The sequence below is a fragment of the Rubritalea sp. genome, from assembly GCF_051252225.1.
Classification (GTDB): Bacteria; Verrucomicrobiota; Verrucomicrobiia; order Verrucomicrobiales; family Akkermansiaceae; genus Rubritalea.
On record NZ_JBPOGE010000001.1, the window covers coordinates 382,702 to 403,377 of the forward strand.

19 protein-coding genes are annotated in these 20,676 nt (G+C 45.6%); 4 read left to right on the plus strand and 15 right to left on the minus strand.

The features are described 5' to 3' along the window. Positions 1-38: 38 nt before the first annotated feature. Together dgt and ACSHX2_RS01700 are read left to right on the plus strand one after the other, a co-directional pair. Positions 39-1,319, plus strand: a complete 1,281-nt coding sequence (dgt, locus tag ACSHX2_RS01695) for a dGTP triphosphohydrolase (protein WP_435689959.1) — start codon at positions 39-41, stop codon at positions 1,317-1,319. Beyond that, positions 1,320-3,431: a RecQ family ATP-dependent DNA helicase gene (locus ACSHX2_RS01700; RefSeq protein ID WP_435689961.1), complete on the plus strand. Its 2,112-nt coding sequence runs from the start codon at positions 1,320-1,322 to the stop codon at positions 3,429-3,431. Positions 3,432-3,482: 51 nt separating this feature from the next. On the opposite strand, the gene ACSHX2_RS01705 is transcribed toward ACSHX2_RS01700, so the two are convergent. Further along, the gene (locus ACSHX2_RS01705; RefSeq protein WP_435689963.1) at positions 3,483-5,114 is read right to left on the minus strand and encodes a SpoIIE family protein phosphatase; all 1,632 of its coding nucleotides are present in this window, start codon (positions 5,112-5,114) and stop codon (positions 3,483-3,485) included. A 257-nt stretch (positions 5,115-5,371) separates the two neighbouring features. Next, a complete protein-coding gene (locus tag ACSHX2_RS01710; protein WP_435689965.1) occupies positions 5,372-6,532 on the minus strand; it encodes an acyltransferase family protein in 1,161 nt (386 codons plus the stop codon). Positions 6,533-6,642: 110 nt separating this feature from the next. Here ACSHX2_RS01710 and menD point away from each other — a divergent pair, with 110 nt between their 5' ends. Continuing rightward, entirely contained in the window at positions 6,643-8,211 is a 1,569-nt protein-coding gene (gene menD, locus ACSHX2_RS01715) for a 2-succinyl-5-enolpyruvyl-6-hydroxy-3-cyclohexene-1-carboxylic-acid synthase (RefSeq protein ID WP_435689967.1), read from the plus strand. 397 nt (positions 8,212-8,608) lie between these two features. After that, on the plus strand, positions 8,609-9,220 hold the full coding sequence (locus ACSHX2_RS01720; RefSeq protein ID WP_435689969.1) for a YcbK family protein: 612 nt from the start codon (positions 8,609-8,611) through the stop codon (positions 9,218-9,220). A 19-nt stretch (positions 9,221-9,239) separates the two neighbouring features. Here the strand turns inward: ACSHX2_RS01720 and ACSHX2_RS01725 are convergent, their stop codons facing one another. The 13 genes from ACSHX2_RS01725 to ACSHX2_RS01785 all read right to left on the minus strand — a co-directional run bounded on the left by ACSHX2_RS01725 (position 9,240) and on the right by ACSHX2_RS01785 (position 20,663). Next, complete coding sequence (locus ACSHX2_RS01725) at positions 9,240-11,006, minus strand: protein kinase domain-containing protein (protein WP_435689971.1); 1,767 nt, start codon at positions 11,004-11,006, stop codon at positions 9,240-9,242. 106 nt (positions 11,007-11,112) lie between these two features. Further along, positions 11,113-11,535, minus strand: coding sequence for a hypothetical protein (locus ACSHX2_RS01730; protein ID WP_435689973.1), 423 nt, complete (start codon positions 11,533-11,535; stop codon positions 11,113-11,115). Between the two features lie 2 nt (positions 11,536-11,537). Next, positions 11,538-12,221, minus strand: a complete 684-nt coding sequence (locus ACSHX2_RS01735; RefSeq protein WP_435689975.1) for a hypothetical protein — start codon at positions 12,219-12,221, stop codon at positions 11,538-11,540. Next, positions 12,221-12,892, minus strand: coding sequence for a hypothetical protein (locus ACSHX2_RS01740; RefSeq protein WP_435689976.1), 672 nt, complete (start codon positions 12,890-12,892; stop codon positions 12,221-12,223). The genes ACSHX2_RS01735 and ACSHX2_RS01740 overlap by 1 nt, the downstream gene beginning before the upstream one ends. Before the next feature lie 97 nt (positions 12,893-12,989). Next, on the minus strand, positions 12,990-13,454 hold the full coding sequence (locus ACSHX2_RS01745; protein ID WP_435689978.1) for a hypothetical protein: 465 nt from the start codon (positions 13,452-13,454) through the stop codon (positions 12,990-12,992). A 12-nt stretch (positions 13,455-13,466) separates the two neighbouring features. Continuing rightward, a complete protein-coding gene (locus ACSHX2_RS01750; RefSeq protein WP_435689980.1) occupies positions 13,467-13,880 on the minus strand; it encodes a type II secretion system protein in 414 nt (137 codons plus the stop codon). Positions 13,881-13,882: 2 nt separating this feature from the next. Further along, entirely contained in the window at positions 13,883-14,287 is a 405-nt protein-coding gene (locus tag ACSHX2_RS01755; RefSeq protein WP_435689982.1) for a hypothetical protein, read from the minus strand. A gap of 19 nt (positions 14,288-14,306) precedes the next feature. Continuing rightward, positions 14,307-15,461 carry a type II secretion system F family protein gene (locus ACSHX2_RS01760; protein WP_435689983.1) on the minus strand — a complete coding sequence of 385 codons (1,155 nt, stop codon included), beginning with the start codon at positions 15,459-15,461 and terminating at the stop codon, positions 14,307-14,309. After that, positions 15,454-17,148, minus strand: a complete 1,695-nt coding sequence (locus ACSHX2_RS01765; RefSeq protein WP_435689985.1) for a GspE/PulE family protein — start codon at positions 17,146-17,148, stop codon at positions 15,454-15,456. Before ACSHX2_RS01765 ends, ACSHX2_RS01760 begins: the two co-directional genes overlap by 8 nt. Continuing rightward, entirely contained in the window at positions 17,145-17,690 is a 546-nt protein-coding gene (locus ACSHX2_RS01770) for a hypothetical protein (protein WP_435689987.1), read from the minus strand. The genes ACSHX2_RS01765 and ACSHX2_RS01770 overlap by 4 nt, the downstream gene beginning before the upstream one ends. 30 nt (positions 17,691-17,720) lie before the next feature. After that, on the minus strand, positions 17,721-19,433 hold the full coding sequence (locus ACSHX2_RS01775; RefSeq protein ID WP_435689989.1) for a type II secretion system protein GspD: 1,713 nt from the start codon (positions 19,431-19,433) through the stop codon (positions 17,721-17,723). Between the two features lie 178 nt (positions 19,434-19,611). Continuing rightward, positions 19,612-20,148, minus strand: a complete 537-nt coding sequence (locus ACSHX2_RS01780; RefSeq protein ID WP_435689991.1) for a hypothetical protein — start codon at positions 20,146-20,148, stop codon at positions 19,612-19,614. After that, positions 20,130-20,663 carry a hypothetical protein gene (locus ACSHX2_RS01785; protein WP_435689992.1) on the minus strand — a complete coding sequence of 178 codons (534 nt, stop codon included), beginning with the start codon at positions 20,661-20,663 and terminating at the stop codon, positions 20,130-20,132. The genes ACSHX2_RS01780 and ACSHX2_RS01785 overlap by 19 nt, the downstream gene beginning before the upstream one ends. Positions 20,664-20,676 lie beyond the last annotated feature (13 nt).

Genomic DNA, 20,676 nt, shown 5'->3' on the forward strand with positions numbered 1-20,676 from the left:
TCGCAGGGTGCTGGCTGCATAAGCTAGCGCTGCGTCCTATGGAAAACCGATTTTATACTGCGTTTGATACTGAGAGACTGAAGGAGGAGCCTGAGAGGGATGACTTTCGTACCCCGTTTCAGATTGATAGAGACAGGGTGTTACACACGCCTTCTTTTCGGAGGCTACAGAGTAAAACGCAGGTTTTCTGGAGCGGTGAATATGACTTTTATCGCACACGGTTGACCCACTCGCTAGAGGTGGCACAGATCGGCAGATCGATCTGCCAATACTTGAATAAGACCTCAGAGTTTCTTTCGAAAGATTACTACATCGATTCAGATTTAATCGAGGCGGCTTGTTTGTCACATGACTTAGGGCATCCGCCGTTTGGTCATGCTGGTGAAACGTCTTTGAATCGATTGATGGCGAATGCGGGTGGATTTGAGGGGAATGCCCAAACGTTGCGCTTGTTGACCGAACGGATTTTCACGGCTCGTAAGTCGGGAATGAATCCTACTCGAGCGTTTTTAGATAGCGTGCTTAAGTACAAGACTCTTTGGTCTGAGTTGAAATCGAAAAATGGCGGGAAGGTACCGAAGAATCATTTTATTTACGATGAGCAAATGGGCTATCTGGACTGGGTGTTCGATGGTCGAGATTTCGCCATTGAGCAAACGCCAGGCAAGCAGCGCGATGCGTTCAAAGCGATAGAGTGCCAGATTATGGATTGGGCAGATGATGTGGCGTATTGTCTCAATGACCTAGCTGACAGTGTGCGCGCAGGATTCTTGACGATTCAGAAAATTGAACAGTGGGCAGAGCTTAATGGCTTCAGCATTATTGAGGGCTCGGCTCTAGGTGACTTATTAGATGCGATCCGTCGAGATCGGCTGGAGCCGATGATGGGCAGGCGTATAGGTAAATATCTGCAAGCAGTGAGTCTGGAGGAGGATCATAACTGGATGAGCGCGGTTTCTAATCGTTATCACTACAAGTTGGTGGTCGATGAGAAAATGCGGGAGGAGTCTGAAGTGTTTAAAAAATTAGCATTTGATGTGGTGTTTCTATCGACGGAACTCAACCAGTTAGAATTTAAAGGGAATTACATGTTAGAGAAGTTGTGGAATCTACTATGTGATCGTTATTTAAACGGAGAGGGTCAGATGTACCACTTGCTACCTGGTGATATTGCGGCTGAAATAGCTGAGGCCGAGCAGCCTGAGCACAAGCAGCGTTTGCTGTGTGACTTCTTGGCGAGTCTAACAGATGGATCGACAGCACGTCTGTATAAGCGCCTTTTCGTAGCAGACTTTGGATCGATAGGGGATTTAGTATAAATGGAGCGAGTGATTAAACAGCCTTTGGATGCTCTGAAGGAGCATTTCGGTTTTGACGGTTTTCTGGATGCACAGGAGGAGGTCGTTGGAAATATTTTAACCGGTAAAGATGGTTTGGTAGTGATGCCAACGGGTGGCGGAAAGTCGCTATGTTATCAATTGCCGGCTCTCTGTCTTCGTGGGGTGACCTTGGTGGTGAGTCCGTTGATTGCCTTGATGAAGGATCAGGTGGATGCCCTAGTCGCTAAGGGGATCCCAGCGACGATGATTAACTCCACACTGAGCTTGCCTGAGCAACGTGATCGCATTTCTCGGATGCGAGCTGGTGAATACAAGTTGGTGTATGTGGCTCCCGAGAGATTTAAGGTGGAGAGCTTTGTTCGGGCTTTAGATGATGTGGATGTGGCGCTTTGTGCGGTAGATGAAGCACACTGTCTGAGCCAATGGGGGCATGACTTTAGGCCAGATTACATGCGTTTAGGTAAGGCGCTAGAAAGGATAGGGCGACCGCAATGTATCGCTCTGACGGCGACGGCGACACCTGTGGTGAGAGAGGATATTCTTAAGGTGTTAGATCTGCGTGAGCCCTTTGAGGTAGTGAGTGGCTTTGCTAGACCGAACCTCTCCTTGGTGATCACAGCGGTTTCTAAACACGATCAAAAGTACAAGCGGATACGTGAGGTGGTGAAGCGTTGGAAGACGGGAATCATTTATTGTGCGACTCGTAAGCGGGTAGATGAGGTTTCTGAAATGCTCCATGACTGGGGAGTTAGCTGTATCGCCTATCACGGTGGGATGAGTGATGAAATGCGTGAGAAGACTCAAAATGTCTTCATCAACAAGGAGGCTGATGTGGCGGTGGCTACAAATGCTTTCGGGATGGGGATTGACCGTTCTGATGTTCGCTTTGTGATTCATTTTGAGATCCCAGGAAGTGTCGAGGCATACTATCAGGAGGCTGGCCGTGCTGGTCGTGATGGAGAAGCGGCCTATTGTGAATTACTCTTTAATTATGCGGACACACGGACTCAGGAGTTTTTTATTGAAGGAGTGAATCCGAGTTATGCGACTATTTGTAGCGTGTATCAGTATTTGCAGAATCAGGCAGATCCAGAGTTTGAGGTGCATCAGACGATGGAGCAGATTAAGGATGGAGCTGATGTTAAAAATGGGATGGCAGTAGGCAGCGCGCTGGTTGCTCTTCTACGGCATGGCCTGATTGAGCGATTTGATGTGGCTGGTTCGCGGGCGAAAGGCACGCGACTGTTGAAGCCAGACGTTCTGACTAGTCGGATCGGTATTGATCGAGAAGCCTTAGAAGAGAAGGAGCGGCGCGATAGTTCCAAGCTCGGAGCTATGGTGGAGCTTTGCTACGCTAGGATGTGCCGACAGCAATGGATCATGGAATATTTCGGTGAGGCAGACGCGGCCCCTTGTGGCAGCTGTGACGTGTGCCGGAGTAAGTTTGGTGATGATGCCAGTGAGGGGACGGATGCTCAGGTGTTAGTTTTGCGCAAAGCGCTTAGTGGTGTGGCGCGGATGAGTAACAAGGTGAGAGGAAAGTGGGAGGGGCGTTTTGGTCGGGGAAGGATCGTACAGATGTTAGTGGGGAGTAAGTCTCAAGAGGTTAAAAAGAATAGGTTAGACGCCTTGAGCACCTACGGGATTTTAAAGTCAGAGGGAACGGCATATTTGAATGAACTTTTTCATGCCATGCATGATGCGGGGCTTATTTATACCCAGAAAGGCGAGTACCCGCTAGTGAGTATTACCCCACGAGGTGAAACCGTGATGCTAGGGAAAGCAACTACTACTCTGGTGTGGCCAAGCGTTCACAAGGAAGAATCTGCAGTTACTGGTGACGAGGGAGTGGAGATGAATGAGGTCGGATTTGATCCGGCGTTGTTTGAGCGGCTCAAGCAAGTGCGTTTTGAAATAGCGAAGGCGGAAAATGTCCCTGCGTATGCAGTGTTTCCCAATAAGACGCTGGAGTATTTTACGCGTTTGAGACCGAAGTCCATTAAAGCCGGCAGGCAGATTCGTGGGGTGGGTGAGGCTAAGGCTGATCGCTACCTAGCACAGTTTATCACGGTGATTCAGACTTACGGTTAGATCCTATTGGTAATGAGTACACCGTAGAATACCGCTATGGTGTGGAGTAATCTAGGAGCGTCGGAGAACGAGTATGCTGATGTCGTCTAGAATTTCTTTATTACCAGCATGGCTCAAGACGCGGCGGTAGATGGAATCGACAATTTGCTGAGGCGATTTGTCGATTTCTGTTTCAACCCATTCGATGATTTCTCTGCGTTCGATCACCTTCCCTTTTCGATTCTCTACTTCGACTATTCCGTCCGAGTAGACGAGGATGGTGTCGTCAGGTGCGAGTTCTAAGGACTGTAGTTTAAATGATTTCTCGTTGAGGAGCTCAGATGGAAGAAGGCCTATTGCAGGGCCACCGCCATCAACGACTTTCGGCTTTTCACCTTTGCGAAATATGATGGCTGGCTCAGGAGACGCTTTGACATAAGACAGGGTATGAGCCTTTGAGTCTAGTTGGGCATGGAAAGTGGATGCAAAGCGTCCTTCGGGGAAAAGTTCGTGGATCAGGCCATTGATTTTTAAAAATGCTTTATTCAAGGTAATGGAATCATCAGCAAGTATGGACTCAGTCTGGGTATGGAAAATCGATGCAAGGAGTGCTGAGGAGACCCCATGACCCGACATTTCTGCAAATGTAAAAGCGAGCTTATGAGGAGATTCTTCAAAGTGAAGGTAATCTCCTCCTATGCTTTTAGAAGGTTTACACAAAAACCCGACATCATATTCAGAGAGTTGCGGTATTTTTTTTGGGAGGAATGATTGATGTGCTCGTTGGGCCAGTTGGTGTTCATTTTGGCGTGCATGCTTATCTTCTTGGAGCAAATTTACGGCTTGGATAGCGGCGGTAACGTCAGTAGCCACACCGATCACTCCTGTGATATGGCCATCTTCTCTCATTGGAGTGTACCAAGTTTCGAAGGTGCGGTCAGAGGTCTTACGGATTGCACTAAAGCTCTCTCCTCGTAAAGCCTGTAGAAAGTCGTCCACAGAAGTGGGGAGGTCGTGATGCACTTGCTCTATAGACTTACCTAGTATGTCATTTGGTGTGTCGTGTAATTTACTCATTCCCATGCCCTCGCAGACCGTGAAATGGCCTCGCCTGTCGAGAGAGAATGTGATGAGTGGAGAGGTGGAAACAACACTTTGTAAACGCTCTCGATTCTCGCTAAGGTCGTGTTCTATTTGTTTTTGGTGAGCGTAATGAATCCGTGAAATTCTAATTAGAGCAATCACTGTGAGTGTCAGTAAGAGGAGTAGAGCTACATAAAAATAGGTGTAAAAATTGCGATTATCACGCTCTGTGTAAATGGTTCCCACGTTTTTATTTTTATAAAAAATGGGGCGTTCAGAGCTGATGGTGCGGATGAGGCCTAGCTCTGATAGGTATTGTTCAATTTCTCCAGGAGTACTCGAATCTGTGTATGTAACAAATTGAGTTCCATCATCGTGATTTACTATGATCGAATTAAATTCATTTCCCTCTGCAATGACTCTAACATATTCTTGCGCCGCTGTGTTATCGATATTCCAGAGATATGATGAGAGGAGTTCTCCATAGTGTTTCGTATCTAGCTCGGTTTCACGATGGATATGTCTTTCACGCGCAATGACAAAAATCACGAAGGATAATACAAACACAAGTCCTAGATAACAAATATATCTCAGATTTCTGGCTGGGGTTGGGAATTGCATAGATTTGTTAGATGGGGGGACGGTTTTCTGGGGCTACTATTCTAATGAGATGTCTCAAAAAAAGACAGTCATAAATGAAACTAAGCATGTTAGCTGTGTCTCCTTAGTTGGGAATATCACCAAAATCAAGAGACAGGAGCACAGTTAATCTAGGTGAGACGAGTTCTCTAGGGACGAAAATCTAGTACGAGTGCATGGCACATTAGCCATTTTAATAAAAGACTATGAATTCCTGAAAATTCCGTAGTCCTTACGCTTTATTTTTTCTTTCCACGCCATTGCATAGAAGGACGTTCAATAAAGTAGTAAGGAATAAAGCAGCCTAATATAGTGAGGGAAATGAGAGTTACTAGAGGAAGTAAATTGTAAGGCCAGCTACCTTTATGATCTCCGAAAATGGGCGTGATGAAATTAAAGAAAAGACTGTAGAGTAGAGCTCCATGGAAGAGATAAATAGAGTAACACATTCCGCCGATCGTTGCTACGAGTGGGAGTGAAAGTAAGCGTTTTAGTAGTTTACCACGTAGTACGCAGCTAAAGGAAATAAGTAGGAGAAAAGCTAGCCAAGAATGAAAAGAGGGAAGTTTGAGTGCGAGAGGAATAAATAGCCAGGCCGTAATACCAATGACGTCCCAGAACCAGGTAAGCGTCCTCGGTTTATTTTTCCAGAGAGAGATGTAGAAGTCTCCGAGCATGAGTCCTGCTAGAAAAAATTGTAGTTGTCCGATGATAGAATGCGACCAAAGCTGACTAGCAAAGTAGTGATTCAGAAATCCTGAGAGGTGCTGAATGCTGAAAATTCCAGCTGTTAGGACGAGAGTTCTTACGAGTAGTTTCTTGAGTCTAAATACAGCGCAGAGTAATGGAGCTAAGAGATAGAACTGGATTTCGATTTCTAGTGTCCAAGAAACAAAAAGAATGGGGTTGAGAGCTCCATCATAAATGAGACCATGAGAATAGAGTAGTCCCGCTCCGTAGCGCTTGAGAGCTTCAGCAATAGAGAGATCACCGCCGAACGCGAATAAGAGGCCGAGAGTGAGTGCTATACAATAAGGTAAGCCAATTCTTACAACTCGCCTAGAGTAGTAGGTTTTAAGGTTAACGGCTTTTTTTTCTTCTAGAAAATGCCCAGCGAATGGAAGCGCTAACACAAATCCGCTAATTACAAAAAAGACCTGAACACCAAACCAGCCCTGGCCCATAGCAAAATTAAGCCAGTCCCAAGTTATGGGAAAGTGAATCCAACTAGGGATTGGTTTGGCGAAGAAAAAAAGGTGAGCATGGTAGAGGATCACAGCCATGATGGCCACAAAACGGAGGCCGTCGATCTCTGGCAGGTATGAGCCAGAACTGGTGACACGTCCAAACCGAGAGAGGAATGAATGCCATTTTGAGGTGTCTGATTTGGGCTCGGTCATGGGTAGAGAAAGATGGGGCAGATGCTAGTCAGCAAGCAATGAGCGTCCAGTGCGGAAACAAATATCTTTTCGCGCTTTGTGATTTAGTTTTGATTCGATAGAGATGTGGCGTGAAGAACGCGGGAACAGCCCTTATTGAGGCATGCTTACAAGCTGGTGTTAGAGAATATGTAGTTTGTGCTGGAGCTAGGAATCTTAGTCTGGTAGAAACTTTGATCACTAGCGACGATGCAGTGATCTGGTCTCATTTTGAAGAACGTTCTGCCGGATTCTATGCTCTTGGCCGTTCAATGGACTCACGTGAGCCGTGCGCTGTCGTGACCACTTCCGGGACCGCAGTAGCCGAGCTTTTACCTGCTGTGGTTGAGGCTTACTATCAGGGGCGCCCTTTAGTTCTCATAACCGCGGATCGTCCTTCAGAGTACCGCGGCACCGGTGCGCCTCAGTCGATCGAGCAGGTTGGTATTTTTAGTTCCTATGTTGAGGAATGCATCGAAGTTGATTCGGAAGAGGGAGTTGATCTAGGGAAATGGTCTGGTCGAGCTCCTATCCATCTCAATATTTGTTTGGAAGAGGATGAAGTTATTCACCCAGTGAATACTGCCTTAGGTGATTTTAAGCGGAAAAAAGATAATTTTGAGGTGAATAGTCTCGTGCACTTTTTCGAGAAATTTTGGTCAGGATTAGTCGTTTGCCTTGGAGGAATAGAACCTGAGGATAGAGAGGAAGTGTTTGGTTTTCTTAAGGAGATTAAAGTGCCAGTGATTGCTGACCCTACTTCAGGGTTGCGTGAGTTGCTGGGCCCCTTGTTGGTACCCAGCCCCGAGTATCTATTAGCACATGCTAAACCGTCATTAGTTCTCCGTATTGGTGATGTGCCAGTGGGACGATTTTGGAGAGATTTAGAACAGGATAAAGAAATCGAAGTTCTTTCGATTACGCGTACTGGCTTCTCTGGTTTGGCTCGTGAGAGTACGGTGATCCAAGGTGATGTCGCTCGTGTGCTTTCTGGGCTCGGTGAAGTAGGAGAACTTGGTGACGCGCTCGATGTTTTGCGTCTCAGCCGCCGCCGCTGGGGTCAGATCGATCAACTGTTAGAAGGTTACCCGGATAGTGAGCCTGGGATGATCCGTACATTGTCCGTTTATGCGAGTGTCGCAGAGAGCCTATATTTAGGTAATAGCTTACCGATTCGAGAGTGGAGTGAGTTCGCGCAGAGAGACTATCCTATCGAGCATGTACGAGCGAATCGCGGAGCAAATGGAATCGACGGACAACTCAGTACTTGGATTGGACTTACTCATGGCTTGGAAGACGCTTGGTGTGTGTTGGGAGACCTCACAGCGCTTTATGACATGTCAGCCCCCATTCTACTCGATGGCTGTGATGCCAGTGGTAGAGTGATTGTAATTATCAATAATGGAGGAGGGAGGATTTTTGAGCGCTTACCGCGTGTGAAAAAAATGTCAGAGCCCACTCAGGAGATTGTCTCAAATGCTCACCAATTTCATTTCCAAAAGTGGGCTGAGATGTGGGGGATGGATTATAAACTAGCCAGTAGTGTCGACGAGATTGAGATTGAGGGAGGAGAAAAACCTCTCGTTGTAGAATTAGTACCAAGCAAAAGTCAGACAGAGGCCTTTTGGGAGGCGTATGCTCAACTAAGAATCATAGATTGATGAAAGAGTGGGTTCAGCTAACTAGGGCAATTTTACATCATAGAGACACTCGAAGGAGGTGGTTGCTAGGAACCATGCTTTTAAGTGTCGGGCTGGTAGCAATTGGTTGCTGGGTCGCAGATGATTGGCTGAGCTCTAGCATGGTATTGTTCATCTGCTACTGGTTGGGTGTTTTTGGCACAGTGTGTTTTCTTATGCTCTTTGCGCTATATGATTTATTAAAAACTATGAAAGGTGAGTAAATCCTAGCTATCTGGTGGAGAATGATTAAAATATAACGTCACAGTTTTTAGGAATTGTTCAAAAAAATTAGGAGAATAGAAGATAAGTAGAATTAGTTCAAAATCAGCTATTTTCTACTGGTAAGCGCTTTACGGAATGTGCAAAAAAGTAAGGGATGAAGGAAACGAACACCAAACAAGAAACCCCGCTAACATTCGTTAGCCGTCGACGTTTTCTTGGTTGGATTTCAGCATTTGCGACAACAGCCTACATCGGTATTGAAAACGCGAAGGCTGGTTTATTCTACTCAACTAAGCCCGTAGCTGGTATTCCCCAGTCTTGGGTCGACCAAAAGGGACTGGATGTCCTACGCTACGCGAATTACATTAAAGGTCTTAAACTTGTTAATGTGACTCCACGAATGGTGCTGTCACCTCATTTTAAAACACGTGGTAGTACTAGAAATAGCCTGCCACCACGCTATATGTGGAAGAGTATTGCGCCAATCCTTCGGGTTATTGATATGATGGCGAGTAGAATGAAGCGCCCAGTGGATGATCTACTGTCGATTTACCGTAGTCCCACATATAACCGTGCGGTTCGTGGTAAATCTCGTTCATATCACATGCAGAATATTGCCGTTGATATGCGTTTCAAAGGTGTGAGCCCTCGTACTGTTGCTGGTATTGCTAGGCGTCTACGATCCGAAGGGCTCTTTAACGGCGGAATCGGTACCTACTCGAGTTTCACCCACGTAGACACGCGTGGCTCAAAAGCAGATTGGTGAAGCTGCTATTTATGCCGATCTAGAGAAAGGGGATCTTGATTTCTGAGAGTTCGAGCTTTGGCAATTCCATATTAGGGATGGCTATATTCCAGCTCTTCCAATTTCCTAAGAAGTCTAAATGCATTTTGCCGATGGAGTCATCGGTATACCTATGTGAAGTCGCGTAGCCGATAAAAGCGACGGCCAGCACCATGAGTATAAGACACTGGGCTCCTTTGCGCGGTCGGAATATGGCAAATATAAGGTCTGAAACCAATGGAAGTATAAGCCCGGAGATCAACCATTTAGTATCTTGCTGCTTCATACGTATACGATTGAATACAAAGGCAAATAGAAGCAGAAAAGTAGCAAATCCTAGAATAGCTAATTGCCATATATCTTTATTCCATAAGATCAAAGCTACAGTGATTATAGAGGCTGAAAGGACGACAATTATCTCTACGGGTGAGGTGTATTCCTCCTCTTCGAAAAATTCTTGTTGCTGCAGGTTGAGACTTTGGATGACTTGCTGAGCTTTGATCTTCGCTGTATTTCTTAAACTAACCGGCTTTTTCTTTTTGGGCCGTGGAGGCATCTTCTCTCCTTCAGTGAACTCATCTTTAAACTCAGGGATCTGGTTTGCTGGAGTCCACTGGCCGATGCGAGGATGCCAAATGGTATCGTCTGGTTGCACGTAGCCTTGTGCAATGAGTTCACAGATTTTAGTGAAGTGGACAGGACCCTTACGGACATTATCAATAGAGAAATACCAAAGAGATTCAGGACGAGCCTGTTGATAGCGCTCGGCGATAGGTACATTTGATTGCGGTGCAGATGTCTTTTTCGGCTTTTTATTCGTGAACTCGCTTTTGTATTTATCAGAGAGGCGTACTTGTTCGGTCTTTAACCCCTGCTTCATAGCGGAGAGGTTGTAGTACATTGTTCGGTTTTTACCCAAACGTTCAGTAGCATCAGAAATTGTTTTAAGAATATCGAGCTCCGGAAGATCCAGTAAGTCATTGAGTGCCTCTTTGGCGCTCATTGTACGATCTTCTAGTTTAGTCTGCATGAATCCCTGAACCCATTGGCAAAGGCTTTCAGGCAGATCTGAACGCAGTTCTTTGATCGGGGTGTACTGATTTTGAATATGAGCAGCCATCACTTGCACTGGTGAGTCGCCTTGAAAAGGGAATGCAGAAGTGAGTAAGTAGTAGAAAATACATCCGAGTGAATAGAGATCTGATTGTTCTGAGAAATCACCAGAGTCCATGGTCTCTGGTGCCATGAAGTGGATAGATCCTAAGAGCTTTTTAGTAGACTTTTTGTCTGGTTCATCACGTGACGGAGAAAGGCCAAAGTCGAGTAACTTGGTCTCGAAATTATCATCACCGAGCTTACGCATCATGATGTTGGTCGGCTTGATATCACAGTGCAGAATGTCATTTTCATGAGCAGTCTGCAGAGCACTAAGAAGCTGAGGTGCGACAAATAAAAATTGGGCTAAGCTAAGAGGGCCAGCCTCAAGGTATTTATCAAGAGTAAGTCCAGAGACGAACTCCATGATGATCTCGCCTCCTTCTGGAGAATTCACTACATCATAAATGGTCACGATGTTCGGGTGATTGAGACCCGCAAGAATTTTAGCTTCAGCGAGTAGTTGCTCTTTCAGATCTTGATTGTCTTCAAATTTTTCAGCCTTGAGCCGCTTGATTGCAACATCGCGGTCGAGTTCTGTGTCACGCGCCTTGTACACACTACCAAAGCCGCCTGTGCCAAGTAGTTCGATAATTTGGTGTCTCTCTTTCATTTTCTAGGTAGGACGAGCAAAACTTTAGGCTTTCGCTATGTTTAACTGGGATGTCAGCATTTTAATGCTGGGCATTTATATTTACTAACAGGCGAGGGATAAGGGGTTACCTGAGTGGTGGGAGGAGAGGGCTGACGCCTTGTGGTGCAGTGGGAGGAGTCGTTTGAGTGTCACGCTCTGAGCGTAATGGTCTGAAACTTTCACTATGGGTGTCCAGTCTGAATTGGATGGCATTGACCTCACGGTTCAATTCGGATTGGTGGTTCTGCATTTGTTCGTGTTGAGCGATGAGTTGCTGGAGTTGTTCCTGCATTTGGCTTAAAGCGGTAGAATCAAAGTTTTCACCAATCTCAAGCTCAGTGAAGGTACTCTCATCAGAGGAATGCTCAAAGTCGGAGACTGGCCTCAGTGGTGAGCTTGCATCAGCAGGCATAATGACTGAGTTTTTGTCATCTAGCTTATGATTTATGCCTATGCCAATCGCGATGCCAGTGATGCATGCGCAGACAATCGCGAGTATGTAGTTCATTGCTATTTAGGAAGAGAGTTCACCAAGAGGCTAAGTTGCTCAATGCTCGAGTCAAGGGAGCTAGATGCCTGTGATAGTGTGTCAATTGTTGATTGGAGACGGGCAGATACACTGTTGGTTTGTTGGTAGCCTTGATCTGGATTGTAGCCAGGTTCTACGGCTTGAACAATGGTTGGAGAGTCTTCCGGGACTAGTTTGTGGGGAGTCACAGATAGTTTGAGGGTTTTGCCGTTCTTGAGAGAGATTTCCATCGGGTGTGCCTCACTTGCGGGTGCTGGGATATAGCGCCAACCACTTGGGGGAGTTTGCTTAGGTTTGGGAGCCCAGGGGGATTTTAAGATGACATCTGCAGCTTGCTTTTGAGCCAGTTCTATCGGACGTGGGATTTCAGTTTTTATTAAGACAGGCTCTTCTGGAGTGAATTCTTCCTCAATTACCTCGTCAGGGATTTCAGCGAGGAATTCGAGATTTTCAGCTACTTCAGAGAAGTCATCTTCAGTGTCTTTTGCTTCAACTCCATTATCTTCTCCTGGAAAGCTCTCCTCTGTTTCCTCTTGCATAATGGCATCTGCAGCTTCTTCAAAAGTGAGTTCATCTTCTTCTACGATGATCACCGCTGGAGAGTCCTGCGCAAAGAGCAATATGGGACAAGAAATGAGACTGGCGATAAGTGTGCGCTTTTTCATTATTGGGAAACTTTAATGGTTTGTGCGCTGTTCTCATTGAGAAGAGCGGGATTGCTGGAGCTAGTTTGAGGGATCGACGGGCTGTCGGCTCGAAGAGCTTCGATGGGTTGAGCTGATAGAAGTAGCGAGTTCCATGCCATTTGGATGTTTTCCCCGTCTTGGTGAAGCTTCTTAATCTGTTGTTGATAGATTTTTAGAGCTCTGAGAACACGTTGAGCTTCGTTGGCTTGATCTGGACCGAGGCGTAGGCCGCGTGTTTTGTAGATAACAGGTATTTCAATCAATACTCGCTGACTCTGAGCTCCATATTCAGCGGTGACGACATGCTGAACTCTGTCGTTTGTCTCTTCCCATCCAATATTGTCCGCAGTACTTGGAGTTTGGGGGAGGGGTATCCCATCTAGTGTATTATCAGAAGTGTCTTCTGTTGAGTTACTCGAGAGTTCACAAGGTAAAGAATTCGAAGAAAGTGCTTCAAAGCTATTGACTGGGCTTGTCGTTATTTCTTCTGGACTAGGTTCGATTTGCTCAGACTTTGGCTGCTCCGTCAAAATGACTGTCTCACAAGGTTTTGTGACATAGAGGTAGCAAAAAAAAACGGCACTCAAGGTGCTGAGTATGAGTAAAAACTTATAGGTGAGCGTAATCTCGCTCTGATTTGTCTGAGACATGAAAAAGTAGTATCTGTGTTACGAGTTGGTCTTAGCTGGTGGAGTCAATAGTTACCAGTATTCAGTTTATTCATTTTGAGCCCTAGTGGTATGGGGGTCATTGAGCGAGCTTTGCGTAGGTAATCACTACAGTGTCTGAGAGAGGAGGAAACTGAGTGATGGTGAGTTTCTGCTGGGTGACGGAAATTTGTTTGACGAGGTTATCTGTGATTAGGCGAGCTTGTAGTCCCGGCTTGATAGAGATATTCCCGTTATCATCCTGATCTGAAATGCCGTCAGCTCGATAGATCTCATAGCTATGAAAAACTGAGCCAAGCCCCTCTTGGTAGAGGCGGAGTTTTTGGCCGTTCGAGTAGACTTTATAAACCGTATTGCGCAATGGTACGGAACGTGATTTGGCTGAGCTTACACGGATGATTGAATGAACTTCATATTCCCCATACAAGTCATAGCCTTGGGGTACTGTGTCGTCTTCTACAACTAGCGCTGCAGGAGGGGCTGCATGGAGTGTTACAAAAGCACAAAAAAGAAGGGCGGTAAGGCTCCGAATCACAGTCCCCATTGTTTTGAATGATTATTGACCAGCATCCCAAACTCCATTGTTGGCTGGAGGGGAAGGGTCGTATCCATTGGCGAAAACTGGAGGGACCACAGTGATGGTTATAGCGAGAGCATTGCCATCAAGGTCGTTGATTACGGGTAATGCTACTGGATTCGTTCCTGGCAAGTAGGGGATGATTAATGCAGCTGTAAGCGCGCCTGGGGCGACAGTAGGATTGTCCGCTAGGTAGAGCCTTTGTGCTTGATAGATAGCTTTAAGGTCTTCACCCGCTTGTAGACCCGTTTTCCAGTTTTTGTAGGCGGACACACTAAAAGTAGTAGCTGAAACTAAGATGATGAGAACACTCATCACCACGGACAGCTCCACGAGGGTGACACCTTTCGGTTGAAGCGTTTTTTTACCGGGGAGTTGAGTTGTGGTGTTCATAATTATTTACCGAGCAATTCTATGAGATCTTGTTTTACTTTAAAGAAAAATTCGCTCTCAAGGAAGATCGAAATTTGTATATAGAGTATATACGCGATAATTAAGACAACTACCCACCAGAAAATTCGGAACGTAAAACTTTTTTTCTTATTGTTAATAAGCGGATTGTACCAATGAGAGCCTTCAGCGATCCTAGTTGAAAAGGCAGATCCTGTATGTGTGAGTTGAGCTATGAGCCTTTCCGCAACTTGGGTCTTCTTAGCAATCAATAAATAGTGGTAATTCTTTGAAGGGAGTTCAGAAACTTTTACACCTCGAGGAAGTTTTTCAGGTAGGCTGACTACTTTGATATGATGTTCGTAGATGAGGTTTTCTTTTAACCATCTGTCTAGTTTTGTCTGAAACATAATACTTACTTAGGTTAAGTTACATTGCTTGTTGCATCATCTCTGGCCCCATCAAGAAGACTGGCATAAATACAGACAAGAAAACGAAGGCAACAAGGCTAACCGCACCACCCATAACGAAGAAATTAAGTATATTGGTGAAATCCTCCATATATTGATCACAATCAATCTCGTACATTTCTACAAGCATGTCGAGCTGCGTGCTCATTGATGCGGATTTTTCACCAATCGCCATCATGTGGACTACTTGAGCGTCTACTGATGTGTATTTAGTGAAAGCAATAGCGAGAGGTACGCCAGCTTTCTCGTACTGGTCAGCAGCTCTGAGTAGTTCAGCTTCGTAGGGAGTGCCTTTGACTGCTGTCGCGGAGGTGCGGATGGCTTTTGCCATATTAATACCATTGGAGTGGAGGAGCTTGATGACACCAAGGAAAGTCACTTGACGGAATCCTTGGATGAGCTTTCTTAAAATTTGAATCTTTGACATTGCTAGCACAAGTACTCCTTGTCGTAGCTTATTTGAGACGACAAAAGAAACAACTATAGCAATTAGAATAGCGATTCCTAGTGGCCACCATTTGATGACAAAATCACTTAAGGTGAAGAAAAATCGTACAGGTCCTTGAGGCTCATAATCACCAGTGACCACCATCTCCTTGATTTGAGGGACGATTCTGGCCTGAGAGTAGATGAATGCACAAATAAGTGCGGGAAATACAAATGAAGGAATGAGTACAATCTTACGAAGCTGCTTTTTGAACTTCATGTTTGTCTGAGCACGTTCTGCTAGGTCACTGAATGCCGTGTCAAGCTTACCTGAGTCCATGCCAGCTTTGACCAGTCCGAGTGTCATGTCGTCGAAGCGTTTACTACGTTTGAACGCATCATAAACTGATATGCCTGCTTGGATGTCTTCTTTGATCTCGATTAAAGCATCAGCCATCACCTTATCGGGCAAACCATCAGCATAGTATTTAAGTGCATCAGCTGTATTGATTTGAGCACGTAACATCGAAGCCACCCCACGATAAAATTGAATAAGGGCCTTCGTTTTAAATGTCTTGGGTTTGCCCGAATCGAGAAACGGGATTTTTATTTCCTTTTGGCCTAGACTCTTTTTTTTAGGCTTCGTCGCAGAATCAGTTGCTATTGGTGGAGATTGTGAATTATTCATCGGATGTCATATCGATTACTTTGCTGACTGCATTGAGGTCAGTTTTTCCGGCTTCAAGCAGTTTGAGGCCACTGCGGCGGAGGTTGGGTAGAATACCCTCTTCGGCAATTTGTACTTCCAGGTCATAGGGGGAGATCTCTCCTTTGGAGAGCCGGTCAGAAGTTTTTGGGGTGATGGGGATGATCTCTAAGATAGCAGTACGTCCGGCATAGCCTGAATTACGACACTCTTGGCAGCCTTCAGGGTGTGCTTCGTAGAGTTTTTTGTTGGACCAGCTATCATCTAATTGAAATGTCCTGCGGTCAAGTTCAGAAAGACCGTCTATCTCAACCTTACAATAAGGGCAGAGTATTTTCAGGAGGCGTTGAGCACATGCAGCTTTCAGCGTTTGGGCGATTTTCCACCGCTCAATTCCTAATTGTTCAAAACGTTCAATGATCTGGGAGGCTCGAGCTGTGTGCACAGTTGTAAGAACTTTGTGGCCAGTCACGGCTGCCTCAATAGCTAGCTCGGCTGATTCTATATCACGCACCTCACCCATCAGGATAATATCTGGGTCAGAACGCATGAAGGATGAAATCATCGGTTTGAACTCCGCTGCTGACTTCATGTCACAATGGGTAATACCTGGAACTTCATCTTCTACCGGATTTTCTAGGGTTAGAATATTTACATCTGGTCTGTTTAGTTCACGCAGCATCGCGTTCATAGTCGTTGATTTTCCGGAACCTGTAGGTCCACTCATTACGATAATTCCAGCAGGAACTTTCATCACTTGGCGTACAGCAAAAAGCGTTTCTTCATCGAACGCGAGTGAACCTTTCCCTAGTGTAACGTTTAAGTGACCTTTATCTAACAAACGCATCGTCACGTGGTATCCACGATAAGTACGGTGGCGTTCATAACGAATATCGATAGGGCGGTGGAAATAGGAAATAGTAAAGCGCCCTGAAATACCCACGGCTGTAGCGCGGATTTCTGTTGGGAGGTTCATGAGGTTGAGGAGAAAGGCATCAATACGATCCTTTAACTTCATGGGTAGTTCTCGTTTGTCTCCTAGACTGCCATCGACGCGGAAACTATAATAGAAACTCTCTTTCTCAACCTTGATGTGTACATCTGACGCCCTTTGTTTCACGGCATCCGCCATAATGTTGGCTGTGAGGGATGCCATGGGTTCTTCCCAGTCGGTAGAGGTGACGTCAAAGTCTTTGGTGTGCTCTTCAAAGTCTTCAACTTCGATCGACTCAAGTTCGGATCTACTTGGTCCGCCGCCAGCAGATGTCGCTTCGATCGTCCGAGAAATCTCAGATTTCAGAGTTACGATCTTAGCTAGCTCGAGTTCAGGGAAGCGCTGCATGATATATTCATCAGCAGAAGTGTTCCAAGGGTTGACTACCGCAATTAGTAGAATGTTGTTGTGTACGCAGAGGGGCGTAAAATCACCCCGAGTTAACGTGGATGGGTCGCATTTTTCCAGTAAAGATCCATCACAGAATTCCGCAACTTTTGGGAAGAAGGCTAGACCATTGAGTTGAGCCACCGCAGCCATAAAGGTAGTTTTTGTAACGCGGTTTTGGACTTGATCGTGTGATATTTCAGAGAATTCTGAATCATGAGCGCCGAGGCTCTGCATGAGCTGCTTTGAGATCAGCTCGTTGAATTGAAGGCCATCAAATTCAATCATCGTATAAAGTGTTTAGCATTGAGTGCCTTCCAGGACGTGTAGTTGAGTCGGACACAGGTGATATATGGAAGGATGCCTTGGGTTTCGCTGATGTATGCATGCACTGCTTGAGCAAAGATAGTACAGGTGACAGGACTGATAGATCCCACTCCTATTACATCCGCATCTTCATTATAGAGGATAGGGCACTGTAGGGAGCGTGCAAGTTCGAAGATTGGCTCATGTTTTTCATAGAAGCCATTCGGAGTCATCATTTTCGACGCAAACGGAGCCGGGGGCATGACTGGAGTGACTAGTGAGGCAAGCACGGCGCTCCAGCGCTCGATACTTGCCTCAAATTGATTTTCATCGTCATCCTCCAGGGCTGCGAGCCTATGAAGGGGCTCAGCAGCGAGGCCTTGTTTCCACGCTTTCAAGCATTGCTCTGTTATGGTGAAGACTTCTTCCTTAGTCGCGATTTTGGACTTGAGGAAAATGTCTGAGCTTTGCTGTAGAGCATAGCTATGCCATTCAGTGATTGCGCTGTTATCTGCAGATTGCATCTTGAGTAGCGTGGAACGTAATAGGGTTTCTTAACGACGGTAGTTACGACGCTTATTCGAAGACTCTACAGGCTCAGCTACGCTTTTTTTGATGTTGTTCCATGTACGCTCTAGATTGGGCTTCTCTAGGTCATAGTTGGATTCATCATCCCATGTAGTGTCCTTGTCTCGCACTTGGAGGTTTGATTCAATTCTGTTGTGCATACGGTGGTGCGAAGAATGATTCTCAGGAGAGTAACTACTCGGTGTTACTACGAAGAGAAGGCTGCTTTGTACTTTTGCTGTCGTTTTACTCTTGAAGAAAAAGTTGATGACTGGGATGTCACCAAGAAGGGGCACTTTAGTTTCCTCCTCAATTTCACTCTCTTGGAAGAAGCCGCCAACTATGAGAGAATGACCATCTGGAATACGAGCAATAGTGGTGAGTGTTGACTCGCGTACTTCTGGATAGGAGTTACCTGTGGCAAGGCTTTCAACATAACGAGTCACACTTGCTGCTCGTGGACGCATCATGAGGCGAATGGTTCCATCAGGTAGGAGTGTCGGAGTTACGAAAATGGTGGTACCAATTTCACGTGTGTCCTCTGGATCTGTGGAGTCTTCTTCATCGATTTTGTAGCGAACTTCTTCAGTTACTGTTGGATTGCCACCAGAACTGTTTTGAGTGGATTCAGTAGTAATGATAGGAATACGGTCAATGATAGTGATTGATGCAGCTTCGTTATCTTCAGTAATGATTACTGGGTTGTTTTGAAGCTTGATTACCCCACCGTCGTTAAGTGCTGTAAGGACTGCTGAGATAGTGTTGGGTGAGAACACTAGATCACTTGCTGCCAGAGGAGTGGTAAGGTCTGTTGGAAGTCCAAGTAGATTATTGACTCCTAGAACAGCTCTTGTAGGGATAGTAGCATTTGGTCCAAGTGAATCAGACCAGTCAAAACCAAGGCTTTGACCCGCTGATGTGTTGACTCGGTAAATTTTAACTTCTACTACGATCTGACCTTTGGCTCGATCAATTCTTTCAAGAAGACTTTTAACGCGCTCAATTTTGTAGGGGGTGTCGATGATAATTAGAGTGTTTGTCTTCTCTTCATAATTGACAATACCTGTGTTCGGACTGAGAAGCGGAGATACGAGTTCTCTGATGTGTTCCTTCATGTTAGGGGAACGGAGATAGCGAAGGTTGTAGTTCCACTCAGTAGCTGGAAGTTGGCTAAGCTGGTCACTAGTGAGAGCGTAAATGGTGTTGCCGCGGCGGTGGAGTGTGAGTGCATTGTTAAACGCAAGGTCTTCCATTTGGATAATTGTATCACCGTCACGAAGGTACCCGTTCACCTTAAATTCTTCGCCTGCGATACGGTTATTATGGAAGTAGGAGAGTCCAGCATCACGCGCTAGAACTTCAAAAACTGTATTGAGATCTGCATCGTTTAGGCGCATTCCGTCCTCGAGCTCTTCTTGAGCTGGAGCGACTTCTACAACGGTATCTTCTACTTCAATAGTAGCTGCTACTTCTTCACCTGGAAGAACTGGGGCCGGAGCAGGTGGTGTTGTAGTCATGTCTGCAACATCTGGTGTCGGGATCACATTTTCAGATGTCTCTATGACTACTTCTTCAGTATCCACAGCCGGAGGGGCTGGAGGTGGGGTTGGAGTTGTTTCTTCTTGCGCATGAGCCGTCGCTGAATAAAGCGCGAAGGCGGCAAGAGTACTTGGTAGTAACTTGTTTGTGTAGCTTCTCATGGTTTTATGTATGTTGTTAATATGTAGGGAGATTATTTTTATTAGATAGGGGAACTTGTTAGACTGCAAGTTTAATCTAACGACTAGTTATTCAGTGTTTCTAGGCTAGGTTTGAATTATTTTTTTGTTTAAATATTACTTTTTTTCCTGTGACCAAGGCTAGCTTCGGCATTTTTAACTACTTGAGCTCGTGGGTCTTTTGGTTGCCTTCGAGGTCTACCTCTTCGTTTGATCCGAGTGGGAGATCTGGAAGGTTATTCATGTCGAGCGAGATAACGTTTTTATCATCTGCGTCGTAAAAAGTGACTTTCGAACGTGTGATGGAAGTAATCTTAAGAGGGAAAGTTTTACCTTTAACTTTGACTTTGATTGTATCTCCTCGGAAATAGGGTTGGCCTTCAATAATCATACTGCGACCTACTATGTTCGCTTTTTTCGCTAAACGGGTGATTTCTTTCTCGATGAGGACGCGCTGTACTTGCGGTTTGATAGCGACTGCGGGCTCATCTTTTGGAGTTTCGATTTTCACGTTTGGGTCAAGAGGTCTGCCGAACGGGTCAATGCTGCGACCATTTAGAGCTAGTTCTGCCCCACGGTCGATAACGAACTGGTCAATGACTCCTAGCTCGAAACGGGCGTTCTTGTTGTCATCAGCAGAGTGTGCGAGTAAGGCTAGCAAAGATGAAACCAGGAGGATTATTTGGTGAGTTCCCATGTGGTGAAATTGAGGTTGAAGTTATAGAAGTTACCGCTATTGGATGCATTGATTGTGAGCTTTGTGAGCATGCTGTTAGGCATATTAGATTCGAGGTCTAGAAGGCACTGCTGAACTTCAGCGTAGGTGCCTTGGATTCCATAGCTGTAAGCTGAATATGGGCCAGCAACTCCTAAGTTTGGGCGGCCTTCACGTTTTTGGCTTGTGAGGGTGAGGGTTTTTGATTTGTTGGCTGATTCGATTGATTTCTCGAGCTGGCCATTCATTTTCGCAAAGCTGTCACCCTGCATGAGTTCTTCCCATTGTGGGACGTATTGGGCGTAGCCGGCTTGCTTCTTGAGGATATTTAGTTGTTGGTTGAGTGATTGATCGGTTTGGTAGGTGACTTTGTTTTTTTCAAAATCACCGAGCATTGTTGATTTCACGACGGTTATGGCTACCCAGGCTATGATGATGATGATGAGGGGGATGATGATCGAGAAGACGCTTATCGACTGGATATAAAATTTCTTCATTTCGTAAAAGGTT